Below are 19596 nucleotides of genomic sequence, written 5' to 3'. Positions count from 1 at the left end.
ATACTGTTTAATTCATTTTTTATTCCTCTTGTAATATTTGGTTTAAAAGTAATATTTTTTCACTCCAGAATTTGCTGTAAAACGATACCCAATCCTCAATTTCTCTTAACGGGGCAGCATTCAGCCGATACCTTGTTTCTCTACCAACTTTACGGTCGGCAATTAGACCAGCTTCTTTAAGGATTGCCAAATGTTTAGAAACAGCAGTACGACCCATTTGAAATTGAGCGGTTAATTCGTGAAGAGGTAACTCTTCTGCATCTGCCAACAAACGTAGCAATTTACGTCTTGTTGGGTCAGCGATGGCTACATAAACATCACGTTTTTGAATTTTATCGGTCAAAATCACTCCACCTTTAGATTGGACACCAATTAGTGTCTTTATTATATAACACTAATTGGTGTCCTGTTAAATTCTTTATTTTCCATAATAGCATTAGTTTTATTCTCCTTTCATCAAGTAAATAAGTGCCCTCTAATCATTTAATCCCTTTCCATTGAGAATTTGCTGTATACATTTTTCAACCCTTGACTGTCGAGTTTTGGATTGTTTGGGTTGAGAAAAATAAAGAATGTATGCTCTTTGCCGTCCCGGCGTCAATTCTTCAAAAGCAGTTTTCAAGGCAGGGATTTCATCTAATTTATTTTGAAGTTCTTCAGGAATTATGATTTCTGTATTCTTTTTAAAATTCACTTCCAAACCGGCTTTTTCAACTTCAATGGCTTCATAAATATAGGCTTTCAAAATGGTTTCCATTTCAACTATTTCTTGAACATTGGTGAACCGAATCTGGCGCGCCGCCTGTACATTCTCCGTTTGTTGGATTAGAATCCCATTGGCATCCTTTAACAAGGCACCTTTGTGAAACAGAAGCGCACAATATTCTTTAAATCCATGTATTAAAACTATGTTTTTTTTCTCAAACGTGTAACAAGGATGCATCCACTTAAATTTTTCGGTCAGCTCACAGTCAAGAACGATATTTCTCAACTTCTCATATTCTTCCTTCCACTTTTTAGCTTTACTTAAAAATTCATCAACCTTAGGATTCATTCTCCTATCTGTCATCAAGGAACACCCCTCTTCAATTTTTCGATCAGCTGACAGTCAAGAATGATCATTCTCAATTTCTCCAATTCTTTCTGTCACTTTAATGGCATTACTTGAATATTCACCAACCTTGAATCATTTTCCATAACCCACTTGGCAAGCTTACTTGAATCGGTTAAGGCGGACGTGAAGAGATAATTCTTCTACGTCTGCCAATAGACTAATCAGTTCACGTCGAGTTGGATCGGCAACAGGAACAAACACATCCCTCATATTATTTGTATTGGTCAAAATCACCATCCCCTTACTTTCGTATTATAAAAAGACTCCGATTGGTGTCTGATTTATAATTGGATATTAATTGGTGTCGTGTCAAGCAGACCTGGCTTGGAAAGGTACAGGGAGCTTATGTCGCTAATCTGTCTGTAAGTAACACAAGAAAGCTGCCTAAATGACAGCTCTGGTCTTTAACTCAAGCAACCAGTTAGTTGAAAATCAGCTTTATTGTTTATATGCTTCGCCTTCTTTTATTTGATAATTGCATGATAAACAAGATCTTCATATTGGTTTTCCTTCATGACATGATCTCTTAAGACACCTTCTTTTTTCATGCCTATTTTCTGTATCACTCTGCCAGAAGGCGAATTTGACTTAAAATGACGAGCATATACTTTATGATATTGCTTTTCAATAAAGGCAAATTCGAGTATAGCTTCGCCAGCCTCTGTGGCATAACCATTTCCCCAAAGTTCTTCTCCAATCCAATAAGCAATTTCACCATTATTAAAATTTTGATTGTTAGATAATGCGATTGCTCCATATAATTTCCCTGTAACCTTATCTGTAATAGCAAATTCATATGACTTATTATTATTAAAATTATCAAGATGATTTTCTATCCAGGATAAAGCATCCTCTTTGGAATACGGATATGGTAGATATAAAGTATTCTTAAAAATATTATAATTATTACAAAGTTTAGTAACATCTGATGCATCTGATGTTTGAAACAGTCTTAACAATAACCTTTTAGTAGTAATTGTTTTATTTTGGCTATCATAAATCAAAATTAATCCCCCCGTATATGCTTATTTTAGACTACACCCCAACAATAATATATTGGTAAATCAACTATTCTCCTTATTAATTTAATAACAATTATTTCAAAAATTAATGTTATTTACAATATTCTTTGTTTTACTAACCTGACCTTTAGTTGAAGAACAAAAAAGATGAGTGCTATCGCAAACCCATCTTAAGTTAAGTCCTATCTCCTTTTTCTAGTTTAAGAAGTTATTAGATATTTTTACTCTTCCTCTCTTCCCCGCAAAATGTGACAATAATAAAGAAAAAATAAACTTTTAACTATGGTGCCTCGTCTATTATTAAGACTAGAAAGGAGTGGCTCATCCTGGAAGAGTTTGTTGCCGACTTAATCAAATTGGAAGATGACGAAATACTTTTTAATGAAATCATGACAAGATACGGTCAAGATATTTTACAGCTTGTATTTTCATATGTACGAAATAAACAATTGGCCGAGGATTTGACGCAGGATATATTTGTAAAATGCTACAAAGCGCTTCATACATACAAACAAAACGCCAAACTGAAAACCTGGCTATTTAAAATTGCCTCTAATCATTGCAAGGATTATTTACGAAGCTGGTATTTCCGAAAAGTAATCGCAACCGAAAAGATGGCTGAAATGACGGTTTCATCCGGCCAAAATGTTGAACAAGCTGTCCTTGAACATGAAGAGGAACAAACAATTGCTAATGCCGTTTTGAAATTACCAATGAAGTATCGTGAAGTCATCTACCTTTTCTATTTTGAAGATATGTCGTTGAAAGAAATTGAATCCGTCTTGGATGTGAATCAAAATACGGTTAAATCAAGATTAAAGCGGGCAAAATCCTTATTAAAAGAAGAACTGGAGGACTTAGATGGTGGAAAATAAACTAAGAAATCTTAAACAATCGATGAAGAACACTGTTTTTAAAGATTTAGTGTTTACCGAAAAGCACCAAGAAACTATTCAACGAAATAAAAAACAGGAAAATGTAATCGAAGCCGTCCTTCAGCTTCTCGGTACTGAAAAAACAGGAATAGAATTGGTCCAGCTATTAAGAGCAAGAAATCTTTCAAAATTTGAGGGTCAAGAAGGATTGATCTACACGATGCTGCACCAATTGGAACAGGATGCCTTGTTAACAAGCCGCTGGAATGAACCTTTTAAGTATTATGTCATAACTCAAAAGGGTAGAAAATCATTGAAAAAGCTCGAAGAAAAAAGGGGTTTTGAACTGCCTTCTCTCAAAAAACTAGTTGAAGGTGAAAGCTCATGATGAAAAAAGAATTCCTCGATTCAGTTATGACCCACGTTCGTTCAAAAGATATCAAAAAAATAGTTACCAAAGAGCTTGAACAGCATATTAAAGTAAACATAGAACATTACATAAAGGAAGGATACTCAGAGGAAGTGGCAGAACAAAAAGCTGTCGAGCAAATGGGCAGTCCGCTGGCAATCGGGACAAAATTTAATAAGATATACAAACCTAAGCTGGACTGGGGATTAGTTCTTTTATTTTTAACTGTTTTAGGACTTGGAACCCTTCCATTAATCGCCCTTAAAAACACAGACTTACCAATATACTGGGGGCCAAAAGTATATGGCATTTCACTTGGAATCCTAATCGTCGCTATATTACTATGTTTTGATTATAAAAAATGGGAACGAAAAGGCTGGATCTTATTTACAATTGGAACTATAATTCTTTTCATTGCCGGTAATGCCATTACGCCTCCTTTACTAGTTAGTATTAATGGTCGTCCCCATTTTCACATTGGGCCATTTATAACCGACACAACTATAGTACTTCCCTTTTATCTTGTAGCCTGGGCCTCATTTTTTAAGAATCACAAACTGAAAATATGGCTGCTTGGGATTCTATTTATTGGTACTTTACTCTTGTTTTTTGGCACCATAAATTTTCCTGCAGTTAGCATTTATCTCATAATGGTGCTGACTATGTATTGTTTTAGCGGCAGAAAACATATTTTTAAAACAACCATTCTAACCAGTATTGCGGGGCTAATAGGGTTAACTGTAATATGGCAAAGAATGTACCCTTTTCAAAAAGAACGAATTTACGCTTTTTTGGATCCACAAAGCTACTCTTCAACTACTGGGTATATTCCCATTCAAATTGAAAAAATTCTCAAGGAAGTGACATGGGGATTTCAAGCGATACCGAAAAACGCGCTATATCCTGAACTCCATACGGATTTTGTTTTTCTAACATTAACTTATTCTTATGGCTGGGGTTTCTCGCTGTTCCTTTTAGCAATATTAACAGTAATCTTTATAAAAATGGCCCTTATGACGGCAAAGATAAAGGACGAGTTTGGTAAGCTGCTAATCATCGGCGGTCTAACCATCTATTCAGCCCAGCTGCTTTACAACATTGGCATGATATTTGGATTCCTGCCAATTATCCGTATGTCGCTGCCATTTATTAGCTATGGCACCGTCCCGATCTTGATAAACAGTTTGGTAATCGGAATAGCACTGAGCATTTATCGGAGGAAGAATTTGATTTGTAACTAGACTGTTTTCCCCAATAATTCACCATGTTCCTCATAATGGCAAACAGAGAACCTTGGGAAGAGATGTGAATAATACATTGTACTTGATTAATGGAAGATTACTTATTATTCTCGGAATAATAGGTTATCTTGTTGTAAGAAGTATTCTTATTGGAGTAAAGCTTAAAAACAATAATCCGATATATTGGTTAATGGAAGTCATCAACTTTCTTTTTGTTTTATACCTACTTTTGGTTGTGTCAGTGACACTATTTCCACTGGCATTATGGATAGATTTTAATATCGAGCATATTAAATTTGGATTAAATCTGATTCCTCTTGTTTCAATCATAAAAGATATCAGTAATATTGGCACAGCTTATGATGGTGATGCTGCGTTTATGATTGGACTAATCATTAGAAATGTAGGCGGAAATATTTTATTATTAATGCCTTTAGGTGTATTAGCACCCCTAATATCTAATAAGTATATACATTTTAAAAATATCGTGAAACTAGGTTTTTTGATATCAATCAGCATTGAATCTATTCAGTTTATTGAAATAGTTGCAGGCGGTTATGGTCGTACAGTTGATGTGGATGATGTAATTTGTAATGTTATAGGTGCTAGTATCGGATACCTTATTTATAAAATTCTAATTCGATTAATAAATAAGTATCAGATAAAAGCTTTACAAACAATGGATCCTGAGAAAATGGCAATGTAGATTTGTTCCATTTTGCTCATAAAAAAAAGGGGGGAATTAGTAGTTTCACCCTCTTTTTGGGATTGGTATTTCTTGATTCTGTTGAATAAACATGCCTTCACAAACGATTGAATGTCTGAACAATTAAATAATCTCCATACCTTTAATAGTATCATTATAGTCATTTCGTACACTCTTGAATTCTGCCCAACCCATCCTCATTCCTCCAATAATCTTTCCATTTTCACAATAAAACCAAATTGTACCACTAAAGCATATAGCAAGGTTCATATATCAGAAAAAAGAACCTTTGATCAATAGTCAAAGGTTCAAAGGAGAACTAAGTAGTCATGACTAAGTTCCCAAATAGGAGGTCTAAACTCAGAAGAATTTAAACACCTTCATTTTATCATTATCGGAATATTCATTCAATAGTTTAAAGCTGTAAAGAGTAAAAGTTAGTTCGAATGGTTTACAATTGTTACAAGCCAAATGCTTAAAAAATTTCGTTGTTGACATACATGTATATACAAGTTAAAATGAAAACGTAATCAAAACTTGTATATACAAGCTAATTGGATTTTAAAAACTCACACATGCCTGTATATAAAAAGGATAAAAAAAAGAGATAGAAAATTGGGGTTAACCCATTAAAACAGGGGGAAAGACAAATGAGTAAGTACGCAGATACTTCAAAAGAGTTACTGAAGCACATTGGCGGTAAAGAAAACATTGCAGCCGTTACCCATTGTGTGACGAGAATGCGGTTTGTTTTAAACGATCCATCCAAGGCAGATATTAAAGAAATTGAATCAATAAAACTTGTAAAAGGTACCTTTACCCAAGCGGGACAATTTCAAGTAATCATCGGCAATGAAGTCTCAAGCTTTTACAACGACTTTGTCAAAATTGCCGGTGTAGACGGGACCTCCAAAGAAGAAGCCAAAGTAGCAGCGAAGCAAAATATGAACTGGCTGCAAAGAATGATTGCCCATCTTGCTGATATCTTCACACCATTAATCCCTGCCCTTGTTGTCGGAGGTTTGATCCTCGGTTTCAGAAATGTTATTGGGGACATCAAATTACTTGATGATGGGACTAAAACGATAATTGAAGTATCCCAGTTTTGGGCGGGTGTTCATTCATTCCTTTGGCTGATTGGTGAAGCGGTATTCCACTTCCTTCCAGTCGGAATTACCTGGTCGGTGACGAAGAAAATGGGTGGTTCACAAATTCTTGGTATCGTTCTGGGTATCACACTCGTTTCTCCACAATTGCTAAATGCCTATGGTGTTGCGGATGCAAAGGATATTCCAGTTTGGGATTTCGGTTTTGCCCAAATAAAGATGATTGGTTATCAAGCACAGGTTATTCCTGCCATTTTAGCCGGATTACTGTTAGCTTTCTTAGAAACCAGACTTCGTAAAATTGTTCCAAATTCAATTTCGATGATTGTTGTACCGTTCTTTGCCTTACTTCCAACAGTATTAATCGCTCATACTGTATTAGGTCCTATCGGCTGGAGCATTGGTTCTGGAATTTCAGATGTTGTTTATTCTAGCTTAACATCTTCATTTGGCTGGTTATTTGCAGCAATCTTTGGTTTTGCTTATGCCCCCCTGGTTATTACAGGGTTGCACCATATGACAAATGCGATTGACCTTCAGCTTATGAGTGAGCTAGATGGAACTAACCTATGGCCAATGATTGCCCTATCAAATATTGCCCAAGGTTCTGCGGTTCTAGCGATGATTTTTATTAATCGAAAAAATGAAGAAGAAAAGCAAGTATCGATTCCGGCTGCTATCTCTTGTTACCTTGGCGTTACAGAACCAGCCATGTTTGGAATCAACTTAAAATATGGATTCCCATTCTTAGCAGCAATGATTGGTTCAATGATTGCTGCCGTTATTTCAGTGGGGAGCAATGTGATGGCTAACTCCATCGGGGTCGGCGGTCTTCCTGGATTCCTATCGATTCAGCCGCAGCATATGATGATGTTCGCCATTTGCATGGTCGTTGCGATAGCCGTTCCCTTCATTTTGACCATTGTATTTGCAAAAACAGGAATGAATAAATTTTCTTTTAAAAAATAAATAAAACTCCAGTAATGGAGGGAGATGCCTCCCTCCTTTTTTCTCATTAAAATAAAAGACTCAATTCTAAAAGATTGTTGCTATCTTTGAAACGCTGATATAACACGTAAATTCGCTGATAAATGACTTGAACTCGCTGATAAAACTAATTATTCGCTGATATATCACTAAAAATCGCTGATAAAGTTTATTTTTTCATTAAAAAAAGACTTTTTAGCTTATAAACTTGGTTAAAAACAACAATGTTTACGAAAATAGCAAAAAAATCAGGCAGGTGTTATTAATTGAAAAACGCATGGTGGAAAAAAGCAGTCGTCTATCAAATCTATCCAAAAAGCTTTAATGACACGACGGGAAATGGGATTGGCGACATTCAAGGTATTATTGAAAAACTCGACTATTTAAAAAAACTCGGTGTTGATGTCCTCTGGCTCACTCCGATCTATCAATCTCCTCAACGTGATAACGGGTACGATATAAGTGATTATTATTCTATTCATGAAGAGTATGGGACCATGAATGACTTTAAAATGCTTTTGGATGAAGCACATAAACGGGACATGAAAATCATCATGGACATCGTCATCAACCACACTTCAACAGAACACGAGTGGTTTAAGCAAGCCAGGTCTTCTAAAGAGAATCCCTACCGTGACTTTTATATCTGGAAGGATGGCAGAAATGGCGAACCTCCGACAAACTGGGAATCCAAGTTTAGTGGTTCTGCTTGGGAATATGATGAAACCACTGAACAATATTACCTTCATTTGTTCGATGTCAGTCAAGCAGACTTAAACTGGGAGAATGAAAAGGTCCGTGCGGCTTTATATGAAATGATGCATTTCTGGCTAAATAAAGGTGTGGACGGTTTCCGTCTTGATGTTATTAATCTCATTTCCAAACATCAGCAGTTCCCTCAGGATAATAGTGACGGACGCAAATATTATACAGATGGGCCGCGCATCCATGAGTTTCTACATGAGATGAATGAAAAGGTTTTTTCAAAATACGATATCATGACTGTCGGCGAAATGTCGTCTACATCCATTAATAACTGTATTAAATACACCAACCCTAGCCAAGAAGAGTTAAATATGACCTTCAGCTTCCATCACCTGAAAGTTGATTATCCTAATGGCGATAAATGGACCAAAGCAGATTTTGATTTTCCATCCTTGAAACAGATTTTGTCTCAATGGCAGGTGGAAATGAATCAAGGAGGCGGCTGGAATGCCCTTTTTTGGTGTAATCATGACCAGCCCCGTGTAGTCTCCCGTTTCGGAAACGATATAAAGTATCATAAGGAATCTGGAAAAATGCTAGCAACAGCAATGCATTTGATGCAGGGCACTCCATATATTTACCAAGGGGAAGAAATCGGGATGACCAATCCGAAATTCGATTCGATTGATGAGTATCGCGATGTCGAGACATTGAATATTTTTAACATCAAGAAAAATGACGGGTTGGACGAGCAAGAGATTATTGAAATACTGAAACAAAAATCGCGGGACAATTCCAGGACACCTGTACAATGGAATGCGGGAAAAAACGCAGGATTCACAACCGGAACCCCTTGGATTGGCACAGCTGCGAATTATAAGGAAATTAATGCTGAAAAAGCCACTCAGGATGTAGACTCTATTTTTTATTACTATCAAAAGTTAATCCAATTAAGGAAAGACTATGATATCATTACAGCCGGTGATTTCGAACTTATTTTAGAAAATGATGCGGAAGTATTCGCCTATTTACGGACGAGCGAAAAGGAAAAATTGCTTGTCATCAATAATTTTTATGAAAAAGACAAGGTATTTGTCCTCCCTGCTCATTTACGTCTTGATGATTATGATAGTAAGGTGTTAATCTCTAACTATGAGGATTCTGCTCCAATTGAACAGGAAATTCTCTTACGGCCATATGAGTCGATTGTGTATCACCTGAAAAAATGAACGGAGTTGTCTTTATGACAAACAAGTACCTAACGATCTATAACAACATTGTCGAGCAAATTAAAAGCGGAGAAATTCTACCTCAGACGCTTCTCCCCTCCGAAAACGAGTTAAAGGATCAATTCGATACCTCGAGGGAAACGATACGTAAGGCGCTAAACCTGCTCTCACAAAATGGCTATATTCAAAAAGTTAGAGGAAAAGGTTCGATAGTCATTGACATCAGTAAATTTGATTTTCCTGTTTCCGGACTGGTCAGCTTTAAAGAATTAGCGAAAAAAATGGGCAGCAAACCAAAAACGATTGTCACCGAGCTTGAGTTAATCAAACCAGATGTCGTTATTAGAAAGCAGCTACAACTTTCTAGTAAAGACCTCGTCTGGAAGGTTATTCGCACACGGGAAATGGGCGGAGAAAAAATTATTTTAGATAAGGATTTCTTATATAAAAAATACGTTCCAAACCTAACAGAAGAAATTTGTGCCGATTCGATTTATCAGTACCTTGAAAATGAATTAAATCTGACGATTAGCTTCGCTAAAAAGGAAATTGTTGTAGAGGAACCTTCTGAAGAAGACCGGACCCTGCTGGATCTGGAGGGATTTCACAATGTAGTGGTTATCAAAAATTATGTATATTTAGATGATGCTACCCTCTTCCAATATACAGAATCGAGGCATCGTCCTGATAAGTTTCGCTTTGTCGACTTTGCACGGAGAACACGCTAACTTCATCAATGCCCAAAAAAAGAGGAGACCTATTTTCACGTTGATTTTGGGTCCCCTCTTTTCTATCTTCAAAATACCTATTTACTTCCTGCTCTCCAACTCATCCCCCAGTTAAATGCGCGATCCATCTGTTCATGTCCGTCGTAATATTCAACCAATCTTTTTACGTTAAATGTTTTATTTTGAACATTTTCAACCATTGCAATCTGTGCAAAAACTATTTACTTTACTAATACTTCAGGAGTTATTTCTCTAATTTATTCACTTATGTCTATCATTTTGGAAATTTTCCCATCTAGTCTTGAGGAAAAACGTAGGGAATTTTGCTACAATGAGAATACCAATGATTGAGGTGATTTCTATGTGTGGCCGATTTACTTTAACAGCAACATTCGAAGAAATAATCGATCGTTTCGATATTCAATCCTTTATGGAGGAAGAACTTTATTCGCCCAGCTATAATATTGCCCCGTCTCAAGCAGTCCTAGCCGTTATTAATGACGGAAAATCGAACCGAATGGGGTTTCTAAATTGGGGTCTCGTTCCCCCTTGGGCAAAAGATAGGGCCATTGGCAATAAAATGATCAACGCCCGGTCCGAGTCATTAACTGAAAAGCCCAGCTTCCGTAATGCATTCAAAAAGAAACGTTGTTTAGTCATTGCCGATAGCTTTTATGAGTGGAAACGCCATGAGGATAAAACGAAAACCCCCATGCGCATTAAACTAAAGTCAGATGAAATGTTTGCCATGGCCGGCATTTGGGAGGGATGGAAATCACCGGAGGGAAAAACGCTTTACACATGCTCGGTAATCACAACCGGTCCCAATGACCTGATGAAAGGTATACATGATCGAATGCCAGTCATTTTAAAGCCGGAGGATGAAAAAATTTGGCTAGATCCATCCATTTCTGATACCAATTTTCTACATCAATTCCTTGTCCCTTTCGATGACAATTTAATGGAGACGTACGAAGTATCTTCTCTTGTGAACTCACCTAAGAATAACTCAGTTAATCTTATTCAAAAGATTTGTTAAAAATACTTTTTCAACATGGACAAGTTAACTACATGCAGGTACAAGCTACATCATATGCTGTACTAACCCATAAAGATTTTCCTTCTTTCAAAAGTGGCTCTGGCCGCTTTTTTTTTGTACTCCCTTCATTGTGGTGTACTTCAACAATCAGGTGGAAAAATCTGATAAAATGCAACTTATCAGCGATTTTTTATTGTTTATCAACGAATATGTCGCTTTTATCAGCGGATTTTTAAATGTTTTTCAGCGAATCTAAAATTGAGTGTCAGCTAATTCCAAAAGCACCTATCTTTTAAAGAAAAGCCGTACGAAAAAATACCCCATTTCTGTGAAATGGAGTTATGTTATGTAAAAAATGCTCATTTAATTTTCCCGGTAAAAATCTTAAACAACTTTTGAAAAAATCTTTTAAAAAGCTTAAATACAGAACCAAGAAAGTGAAAAAATCCTTCAAAAACCACTTCAACGATGAAATCAACGATTATTTCAAACAAATACTGCATTTTAGAATTCCTTCTCCTTCAATAGACCAAGGCTATTAACAGGCTAAAATTAATTAATATTTTTTGGCTTGAACAATCTGGCTTGAAATGCTCACAAATTCAAATGATAAATGAACAACAGCCCCTTACTCCCCATCTCCCGCGCCCCTTTATCGATAAATCCTCCTTTTTTATATACATGCTGTGCCAATGTATTTTGTTGATTTACAGTTAATATAACTTCATTTATTTCTGGAAAATGTTTGTTTACAAAATCGGGCAGCAATTGTAATGACCTTTGTGCGATCCCTTTCCCCTGAAAAGATGAATCTACTGAATAGGCCCTAAGAAGAAGAGCCTTTTTATTATCTGTATACTCTTTAACACCTTCCCATCCATGCAGGACAAAAAAGCCCGCTGGTTTTTCATCATAAAGAATCATTACCGGGAAGCGGTCAGTAACATTTTCACATGCTGCAATAGCATCCAAAGGGTGTGCAGTATATTGTAGTTGCTCGTCTGATAAAAAATAATGTTTTAATTGAGGACGAATCTCAGAATGATAAAATTCTAAACGGGTGATTTCGTTTGAAATAAAAGATCTATCCATTTATGTCCTCCTTTTTTTCCTATCGATTTCAACTCTCTTTATGAGTATCCCACCAATCTCTTACTTCAAAAATACCACTTACTTCCCTTTTTGCTTTTTCAAATACTTCTACTGTTTCATCAGTCGAATAGGAAAGAATATAATGGGACGGTGTTTCACTTAGAATCCGAAAGGAACTGATTTCCCCATCCTGCATTTCAACCATATATACCTTTCCACTCAAAACCTCATTAGTTAGCCGCAAATTTTTCATAGACAATCATCCCCTTAAACTACTTTATTATCACATTAACAGATTTCAACCTTCAGGACTGAAAAAAATTTGAACGGATTTTGAAAATTAATAAATTTACAGGTTAACCTAACGGGTATAACTCTACTTCCAAAAAAATCGATAATCATCACCTATTATTATCCTTCCTTCATCTTTATTTGAAAAGGACAACTTTCGATCTATTAAAAGATAATATGAAGCAGTCATTTCGACAGCTTCCGTAGATTGGATTTCGCGGCTATTTGTTTTTTTAAGAGACCAAAGCAAAGTGCAAAGAATGCACTTAGTACCATTCCCATACAGAAAGTAATCCAATTAAAATAAATCGTATTCGTATACTGGTTGTACCAGCCAAAACGATAAATTCTCGATTTAGGTTCCTCTGGTCCTCCACCCAACAGATGGACCAGATTGTTAATAAAGTCCACTTCAACGAAGATTAAAATAATAAGGACAATAACCAATAATATTATCAGATGAAGACGGTGCTTGAGTTTTATCTTACATGCTACCACGATAAACCATCGAAAAAGATTAAAGAGAAATAGGAGATAAAATAAAACAGTTGGCATCATGAACAGGATGGCAATATTTCCATTTCCCGAAATTTGAGAGGGTTCAATCGTACTCATGTCAATCAAAATAAATCCCATAATACTTAAAACCATTAACATAATACAAAAGACTAAATATACTGTGCTCTTCCTCATGTGTTTAGCCCCCTTTCTATCAGCTTCACTCGGATCCTTACTAATTGTTCATTTATGCACGAATTCATTGATAAATAACAACCCCCGAAAAATAAAAATACTCAAGGTGACTGACACCATCATTAAACAGAAGTTCATTAATCAGCAAAATTTAGGAAATATAAGCATAATCGAAAATTTGGAAGGTAGGAACGATTGCTCGTGGGGATGAAGGTAAAAAAATGGCTCTATTACCTGTTATAACTTAGGGACAAGGTCTTTACTCCGTTTGCTATATTGTACATTTAAATGGTCGTGTTGGGTGTTTATTTAATAAAGCCAAAAACGTTTGAATCATATCTAACCTCTGTTTATTGGGTTTTGACAACACTTGCTACGGTTGGTTTCGGTGACTACACTCCATAAAGAAACCATCCATCATTAAACTCAAATTCTATCCAATAATGGGATGCAGCGATGGCATCCCGCCATTTATTCAAATGGAAAAATAATAAAAGGAATTGGAAACTTTTATGAATCCCATTTTTTCATATAATCTTTGGGCTGTTATGTTATCGATGGCTGTTTCAAGCAAAACTCCTTTTGCGCACGTTTCTTCTGCAAAGTGAATCGCGTTTTTTATTAATTTCTCTCCTAAACCCTTTCCACGGACATGTTCCTTTACATATAAATCGTTTAATACCCAAGACCGCTTCATACTCACTGAGGAAAACGATGGATATAGCTGAACAAAACCAACCGGATTAACATCATCATAGGCAATGAATACTACCGATTCTTTGTTTGCGAACCTAGCTTTCAAAAACTCCTTTGCCCCCTCCATGTCAGACGGTTGTTCATAAAAGATTCTGTACAAATCAAATAATTCCGTTAAAGAATCAAGGTCATTTAATGTTGCTTTATGTATAATCATTTTGAAAATCTCCCTTTTTATTTGGCTTTTCCTATGAAATTATCCATTTAACCAATTTTTGAATGATAATCATTTAAATAGCATCACTACATATAATTGAGATCAACATCCAAAATTCAGTATTCTACATTTTATATTCTTTATCTTTCATTAAATTCCTTCTTAAACCAAGTTTATTAGGAATAAATTCCATAACGGCCATTTTATATATTTATAATTATTGATATTATAAAAAATCACATAGCAAACTGTTCTGCACATTCCATATTCCTCTATTATTTTCAAAATATTGCCTGTGTCCATTTTCTATAAGAACTTGATTCATACTCATAACCAGACTATGCGAAAAGTACTTTTCGTTTTACTAAAAGGAGTTGATACTTATACGTTATCAATGAAAAAACCTTGATTTTATTCAAGGTTTTTTCATTACTGTTGAAATCATAAAAGAGGTCAGATTTACAAACTGTTTGATTAGAATATTATTTATTGTAACTGAGGAAACTTAAAGCCTCCATCAATACTGGCCTGGAAAACCGCCCATTCCTCCATGACCGTGATATCCGTGCCAGCCTCCGTGACATCCTCCATGCCAGCCCCCGTGCCAGCCATGTCCTAGGTATCCTCCCATACCACCATAGCCACCCATTCCCGGGTATCCTCCCATGCCACCATAGCCACCCATTCCTGGGTATCCTCCCATGCCACCATAGCCACCCATTCCTGGGTATCCTCCCATACCACCATAGCCACCCATTCCTCCGTAGCCACCCATTCCTGGGTATCCTCCCATGCCACCATAGCCACCCATTAATTGTCTCATATCATTCATTCAAGCATCTCTCCTTTATTTAGGTTACAGTCTAGACTATGTTGAAACTACGAAAAGGCATAGGCAGATGTCCTGTTTTTACGAAACAAATTGGGTGGCTTCAGGTATGGAATTGAATGTTCACATTGTCCTACAACCTTGTTGAGCAATCCTGGTACCGACTATATGTTTTTTTCTCGATTAAATGTTAAGGTTCCTCAATCATTCATGAATCAATCTCGTCGTAAGAATCACTGTACAGAGGAGCAGATTATCTTGTTAAATATTAATGCATCGTTACTCAGAAAACATAAAAAAGGATAGATGGAAGCCGCAACTACAGCTTCCGTCTACCCTATATTTTTTCATATGGATTGATATTAAAGAATTATTCGTTCTCCATTTTATCTTTATTGAACCATAGTGGTTCTTCGTCATCGACTTCTCCATTATAGTTGATTAGAATCTCTTCCCCTGCTTTAATATCCTTATAAGCAAAGAAGTCAAACGTGTGGTTCGGAAAGTTAATTTCATAAATAGCATTGGGCTGATAGGAATGATTAAACAACATTCCATAGCCTAAGAGGAACGCTGTATGGTTTTGGCCATACTCAAAAGCATAATCAGCTAGTAATGTTTTCTCAATATGAACATGTTCCCGATTGGGATAAGGAATAACAGGAGCCTCATGAATTAGCTCACCTTTTGCAATATCACGAGTTGCAAATACCCCTCTATTTAACTCTCCATCACTCAATTTCGAAGTCTTTACCTCAATCATGTTAATCACCTATAAATTCTTTCATTAGAAGATTTTTTATCTTCTTAAGATTGCCAGTAAATAAGGAAGAAAGCAAATTTTTTTTTAAAATTCATGGTGCCTGACACGAATTTGTAAATTATGGTAATTTGCGGATTTTAAAATAAACAACAAAAACAACAAATTATTATATCCTTATTACGGATAAAAAATGTACTATTTTAGATTAACCAACATAAAATGGAATATACGTTCGTAAGGAGGCGAGGATTTTGATAAAAAATAATGAGTCCTTCATTACAGGTGAAATGTTGGTCAAGTATTACGAACTGAATAAGAAGAAAAAGGAAATTGAAGTTGAGATGAATCAATTAAAGGATGTTTTTCAAACTTATTTTAATAACTTGGTTGGTTCTGAACAGAAAGGGGAAATTACGATCAGCGGCTACAAGCTCCAAAGACAAATTCGAAAATCAGAAAAATATAATGATGACGAAACGATTAAAAGATTAGAAGAGTTACAGATGAATGACCTAATTCAAGTAGTTAAAAAGCCGGATGATGTAAAAATTAAATCTGCTCTTAATCTCGGATTATTAAATCCCAATCATCTGGAAGGATGCATCATTACGACTTACTCACCCGCAATTTTGGTAAAACCGTTAACGCCAAGATAAATGGTAATCAATGTTCCTGTAGCCACTAAATTGTTCAATAAAACGCTTGGGATATTGACCCCAAGCGTTTTGCTTTTTAATTAGAAACCTATTCCATTATAAAAAAATGATAAAGATATCGCTAGCTATCAAAAAGCTAGCAAAGTGATATATAAGTGATAACCACGAGCGCCAATTAATCTAGCTCTTTCATATTGCTTCTAAAAAACCTCCAAAGATATAATCTCATTAAAATTAGGACTTTCTCTGTTCTATTGATAATTACTTAAAAAACAATTCCTCAATAATACTATTATTTTTGTTTTATTTATATGATCTATTGTTTAACCCACAAAACAGTTACGAAATAACAGCGGCAGCTTGATTTACACCTCGTATGGACTGGAGAGCTTGGATTGATTATTGAAAATGCGGAGAGTGATTTGAGGATAACTTATCCTAGGGAGTTGCTTGATATCCCCTAACTGTGAACGCAGGTGCTAGACAAATTTCAAAGTTCAAATTTTTGTACAATCTTATTTTTTACAAAAAGCAGACCCTTTTTGATGAATCAAAGGTCTGCTTTCCAAGATGATTATTCACCTAAATCGACATTGTGGTACACTTGCTGCACATCATCAAGATCTTCGATGACATCAATCATTCTTTCAAATTTTGCTAGTGCATCTTCTGGAAGTGTGATTTCATTTTGCGCAAGCATCGTTAATTCAGCAACGGTAAATTCAGTAACACCCGCATTCCTAAATGCTTCCTGCACGGCATGGAACTGGTCAGGCTCAGCATAAACGATAACTGAATCTTCCTCCTCTAAAATGTCGCGTACGTCCACATCTGCTTCCATTAATAGTTCAAGCACCTCATCGGCTGTTTTCCCTTCCACACCGATAACCGCCGTTGCATCAAACATATAAGCAACGGAACCACTCACACCCATGTTCCCGCCGTTTTTGCCAAAGGCAGCTCGTACATCAGAGGCAGTACGATTCACGTTGTTCGTCAGTGCGTCAACAATAACCATGGATCCATTGGGACCGAAGCCTTCATAACGAAGTTCAGTATAGCTCTCTTCTGAACCACCCTTGGCTTTTTCGATCGCCCGGTCAATAATGTGTCTTGGTACATTGTACGTTTTTGCCCGCTCTAGAACGAATCTTAGAGCCTGATTTGATTCAGGATTTGGTTCACCCTGCTTAGCGGCTACATAAATTTCAACACCAAATTTTGCATAGATACGACTTGTATTTGCATCCTTTGAAGCTTTCTTTTCCTTAATATTGTTCCATTTACGTCCCATATGAACACTCTCTTTCCGCTTTGAATCTACACAAAATAATTATAATGAAAAAAGCTTCCATTTCAATACTTTTTCAAAATAACAATCAGGAGTTCGTTGCATAATTCTATTGTTGAAGACGTTGCAAACTTTCACAGATAATATTATACCTTAATTGCATCATTTGTTAAGTGTGTAATAATTCAAAAAGGACAAGAAATTCTAGAGTTAGAAACAAAAAGGACAAATCGACAAGGATAGGAGGACGAAATCCTTCATATCGCCGTCCATTTAGACTTTATTTTATTACACTAGCATCTGAAACAAGGTGCTATCCTTATTTACCTCCCTATATATGAAGCCTTTCGTCTTAATCCGATCAATTAATGAAAAGTAGTCCTCTTTATCCTTCAGTTCGATACCAACTAATGCTGGTCCTGTTTCTCGATTATTTTTTTTCGTATATTCGAAATGACTAATATCATCATTTGGACCTAGGACGTCAAATAAAAATTCACGTAGGGCCCCAGGCCGCTGTGGGAATTGAACAATAAAATAATGCTGTAGTCCTTCATAAAGCTTGGAACGCTCTTTAATTTCCTGCATTCTGCCAATATCATTATTACCGCCGCTTACGATACAAACGATTGTTTTGCCCTTAATTTCATCTGCATATGTATCCAAAGCAGCAACGGAGAGGGCTCCCGTCGGCTCAACAACTATGGCATTTTCATTGTATAGCGATAAAAGCGTGGTGCACACCTTACCTTCTGGTACAACAATAATATCGTCAACGATTTCCTTACAGATGCTAAAGGTCTTTGAGCCGACTGTTTTTACGGCGGCACCATCAACAAATGGATCAATTTTTTCAAGCGAAGTTACTTCTCCTTTTAAAATCGATTCCTTCATCCCTGCTGCCCCTTCAGGCTCGACACCAATTAATAGCGTTTGCGGAGAAAAGTGTCTTAAGTAAGTTCCGACCCCAGCGAGGAGGCCGCCACCGCCAATTGCCGCAAACAGATAATCAATTCTTTCAGGACAATCAGAGAGCAGCTCCACGGCTACTGTCCCTTGTCCGGCAATCACATCAAAATCATCAAAAGGGTGAATAAATGTACGGTTTTCGGCCTGGCTACAAACCATAGCATTTTCATAAGCATCGTCAAAGGTGTCGCCTACTAAGACAATCTCGACACTGTCTTTACCCCAAAATTTGACCTGATTTACCTTTTGCTTTGGAGTGGTACTTGGCATGAAGATTTTTCCATTAATATTTAACAGCTGGCAAGAATAGGCCACCCCTTGGGCATGATTACCGGCACTTGCACAAATAATACCGTTTTCTAGCTCTTCTGAACTAAGTTTTTTGATTCGGTTATAGGCCCCGCGAATTTTAAACGAACGAACGCTTTGCATGTCCTCTCGCTTTAAATAGACATGGCAGCCATATCGTTCGGACAATAAATGATTATATTGCAGGGGAGTTGGCGAAATTACATCCTTAATCATATGACTGGCAATGATAATATTCTCCACATTAAATGGTTTTTTTTCGACTTTTTGATTCATTTTCCTTTTTCCCTCCCAGTTTTTGTAGTTCCAGTTGATTGAAAAAACGAATAAATTATAGCAATGTCCTTTTTAAACGACAAAAAACCCGCCCCAGTGTATAGGGACGAGTTAACTCGCGATACCACCCTACTTCCGCAACAAATAATTCGCTGCGGCTCTCGATCGACGCACAAATAAATTGTACGCGTTCCATTTTAACGGCGGACTTTACCGGCCTAGCTTACCTTTACTCTCGGCTAAGCATCTCGGAGCTGATCTTCAGATATTCCTGCCATCGACTCCCACCAACGTCGACTCTCTTTGGTACACGGACATACCCTACTCTTCTCGTCATCGATTCATCTTAAATT

The 19596-nt window shown here is 36.5% G+C and carries 22 protein-coding genes and 1 other annotated feature; of the genes, 10 read left to right on the top strand and 12 right to left on the bottom strand.

The window, feature by feature from the left end:
- Positions 1-19 precede the first annotated feature (19 nt).
- The 4 genes from RTR43_RS15425 to RTR43_RS15410 all read right to left on the bottom strand — a co-directional run bounded on the left by RTR43_RS15425 (position 20) and on the right by RTR43_RS15410 (position 2118).
- A complete protein-coding gene (locus RTR43_RS15425) occupies positions 20-343 on the bottom strand; it encodes an ArsR/SmtB family transcription factor (RefSeq protein ID WP_312473123.1) in 324 nt (107 codons plus the stop codon).
- A gap of 132 nt (positions 344-475) precedes the next feature.
- On the bottom strand, positions 476-1069 hold the full coding sequence (locus RTR43_RS15420; protein WP_312473122.1) for a YdeI/OmpD-associated family protein: 594 nt from the start codon (positions 1067-1069) through the stop codon (positions 476-478).
- 144 nt (positions 1070-1213) lie between these two features.
- Positions 1214-1342: a hypothetical protein gene (locus tag RTR43_RS15415; RefSeq protein ID WP_396954587.1), complete on the bottom strand. Its 129-nt coding sequence runs from the start codon at positions 1340-1342 to the stop codon at positions 1214-1216.
- A gap of 236 nt (positions 1343-1578) precedes the next feature.
- Positions 1579-2118, bottom strand: a complete 540-nt coding sequence (locus RTR43_RS15410; RefSeq protein WP_312473121.1) for a GNAT family N-acetyltransferase — start codon at positions 2116-2118, stop codon at positions 1579-1581.
- A 344-nt stretch (positions 2119-2462) separates the two neighbouring features.
- Here RTR43_RS15410 and RTR43_RS15405 point away from each other — a divergent pair, with 344 nt between their 5' ends.
- From RTR43_RS15405 to RTR43_RS15370, 8 genes are all read left to right on the top strand, one after another.
- Positions 2463-3011 carry a sigma-70 family RNA polymerase sigma factor gene (locus RTR43_RS15405; protein ID WP_248736323.1) on the top strand — a complete coding sequence of 183 codons (549 nt, stop codon included), beginning with the start codon at positions 2463-2465 and terminating at the stop codon, positions 3009-3011.
- Positions 3001-3399 carry a PadR family transcriptional regulator gene (locus RTR43_RS15400; protein ID WP_396954591.1) on the top strand — a complete coding sequence of 133 codons (399 nt, stop codon included), beginning with the start codon at positions 3001-3003 and terminating at the stop codon, positions 3397-3399. The genes RTR43_RS15405 and RTR43_RS15400 overlap by 11 nt, the downstream gene beginning before the upstream one ends.
- A complete protein-coding gene (locus tag RTR43_RS15395; protein ID WP_312473119.1) occupies positions 3396-4661 on the top strand; it encodes an FtsW/RodA/SpoVE family cell cycle protein in 1266 nt (421 codons plus the stop codon). Before RTR43_RS15400 ends, RTR43_RS15395 begins: the two co-directional genes overlap by 4 nt.
- Positions 4662-4737: 76 nt before the next feature.
- Entirely contained in the window at positions 4738-5367 is a 630-nt protein-coding gene (locus tag RTR43_RS15390; RefSeq protein WP_312473168.1) for a VanZ family protein, read from the top strand.
- 650 nt (positions 5368-6017) lie between these two features.
- Complete coding sequence (gene treP, locus RTR43_RS15385) at positions 6018-7442, top strand: PTS system trehalose-specific EIIBC component (RefSeq protein WP_312473118.1); 1425 nt, start codon at positions 6018-6020, stop codon at positions 7440-7442.
- 284 nt (positions 7443-7726) lie between these two features.
- Positions 7727-9394, top strand: a complete 1668-nt coding sequence (gene treC, locus RTR43_RS15380; protein ID WP_312473117.1) for an alpha,alpha-phosphotrehalase — start codon at positions 7727-7729, stop codon at positions 9392-9394.
- A 14-nt stretch (positions 9395-9408) separates the two neighbouring features.
- Positions 9409-10122 (top strand): trehalose operon repressor, encoded by a 714-nt coding sequence (gene treR, locus RTR43_RS15375; RefSeq protein WP_312473116.1) that lies wholly within the window; start codon positions 9409-9411, stop codon positions 10120-10122.
- A 361-nt stretch (positions 10123-10483) separates the two neighbouring features.
- A complete protein-coding gene (locus tag RTR43_RS15370) occupies positions 10484-11161 on the top strand; it encodes an SOS response-associated peptidase (RefSeq protein ID WP_312473167.1) in 678 nt (225 codons plus the stop codon).
- A 594-nt stretch (positions 11162-11755) separates the two neighbouring features.
- Here the strand turns inward: RTR43_RS15370 and RTR43_RS15365 are convergent.
- The 3 genes from RTR43_RS15365 to RTR43_RS15355 form a co-directional block, all read right to left on the bottom strand.
- Positions 11756-12253, bottom strand: coding sequence for a GNAT family N-acetyltransferase (locus RTR43_RS15365; RefSeq protein ID WP_312473115.1), 498 nt, complete (start codon positions 12251-12253; stop codon positions 11756-11758).
- Positions 12254-12281: 28 nt separating this feature from the next.
- On the bottom strand, positions 12282-12506 hold the full coding sequence (locus tag RTR43_RS15360) for a hypothetical protein (protein WP_312473114.1): 225 nt from the start codon (positions 12504-12506) through the stop codon (positions 12282-12284).
- 224 nt (positions 12507-12730) lie between these two features.
- A complete protein-coding gene (locus RTR43_RS15355; protein WP_312473113.1) occupies positions 12731-13237 on the bottom strand; it encodes a hypothetical protein in 507 nt (168 codons plus the stop codon).
- Positions 13238-13525: 288 nt separating this feature from the next.
- Here RTR43_RS15355 and RTR43_RS15350 point away from each other — a divergent pair, with 288 nt between their 5' ends.
- A complete protein-coding gene (locus tag RTR43_RS15350; RefSeq protein WP_312473112.1) occupies positions 13526-13642 on the top strand; it encodes an ion channel in 117 nt (38 codons plus the stop codon).
- A 70-nt stretch (positions 13643-13712) separates the two neighbouring features.
- Here the strand turns inward: RTR43_RS15350 and RTR43_RS15345 are convergent, their stop codons facing one another.
- The 3 genes from RTR43_RS15345 to RTR43_RS15335 form a co-directional block, all read right to left on the bottom strand.
- Positions 13713-14150: a GNAT family N-acetyltransferase gene (locus RTR43_RS15345; protein ID WP_312473111.1), complete on the bottom strand. Its 438-nt coding sequence runs from the start codon at positions 14148-14150 to the stop codon at positions 13713-13715.
- Between the two features lie 517 nt (positions 14151-14667).
- Complete coding sequence (locus RTR43_RS15340; protein ID WP_312473110.1) at positions 14668-14982, bottom strand: hypothetical protein; 315 nt, start codon at positions 14980-14982, stop codon at positions 14668-14670.
- Between the two features lie 367 nt (positions 14983-15349).
- Positions 15350-15742 carry an SET domain-containing protein gene (locus tag RTR43_RS15335; RefSeq protein WP_312473109.1) on the bottom strand — a complete coding sequence of 131 codons (393 nt, stop codon included), beginning with the start codon at positions 15740-15742 and terminating at the stop codon, positions 15350-15352.
- A 251-nt stretch (positions 15743-15993) separates the two neighbouring features.
- Between RTR43_RS15335 and RTR43_RS15330 the strand changes: the two genes are divergently transcribed.
- Positions 15994-16398, top strand: coding sequence for a hypothetical protein (locus RTR43_RS15330; protein WP_312473108.1), 405 nt, complete (start codon positions 15994-15996; stop codon positions 16396-16398).
- 574 nt (positions 16399-16972) lie between these two features.
- Here RTR43_RS15330 and RTR43_RS15325 read toward each other — a convergent pair.
- Positions 16973-17692, bottom strand: coding sequence for a YebC/PmpR family DNA-binding transcriptional regulator (locus tag RTR43_RS15325; RefSeq protein ID WP_312473107.1), 720 nt, complete (start codon positions 17690-17692; stop codon positions 16973-16975).
- A 285-nt stretch (positions 17693-17977) separates the two neighbouring features.
- Positions 17978-19243 carry a threonine ammonia-lyase IlvA gene (gene ilvA, locus RTR43_RS15320; protein WP_312473106.1) on the bottom strand — a complete coding sequence of 422 codons (1266 nt, stop codon included), beginning with the start codon at positions 19241-19243 and terminating at the stop codon, positions 17978-17980.
- A 99-nt stretch (positions 19244-19342) separates the two neighbouring features.
- Positions 19343-19589, bottom strand: a binding site (T-box leader).
- Positions 19590-19596 lie beyond the last annotated feature (7 nt).

This window comes from Neobacillus sp. (genome assembly GCF_031988165.1).
GTDB classification, from domain to species: Bacteria; Bacillota; Bacilli; order Bacillales; family Cytobacillaceae; genus Neobacillus; species Neobacillus rhizosphaerae.
The sequence above is the reverse complement of the archived record's forward strand: the minus strand, read 5'-3'. Positions and strand labels throughout refer to the sequence as shown.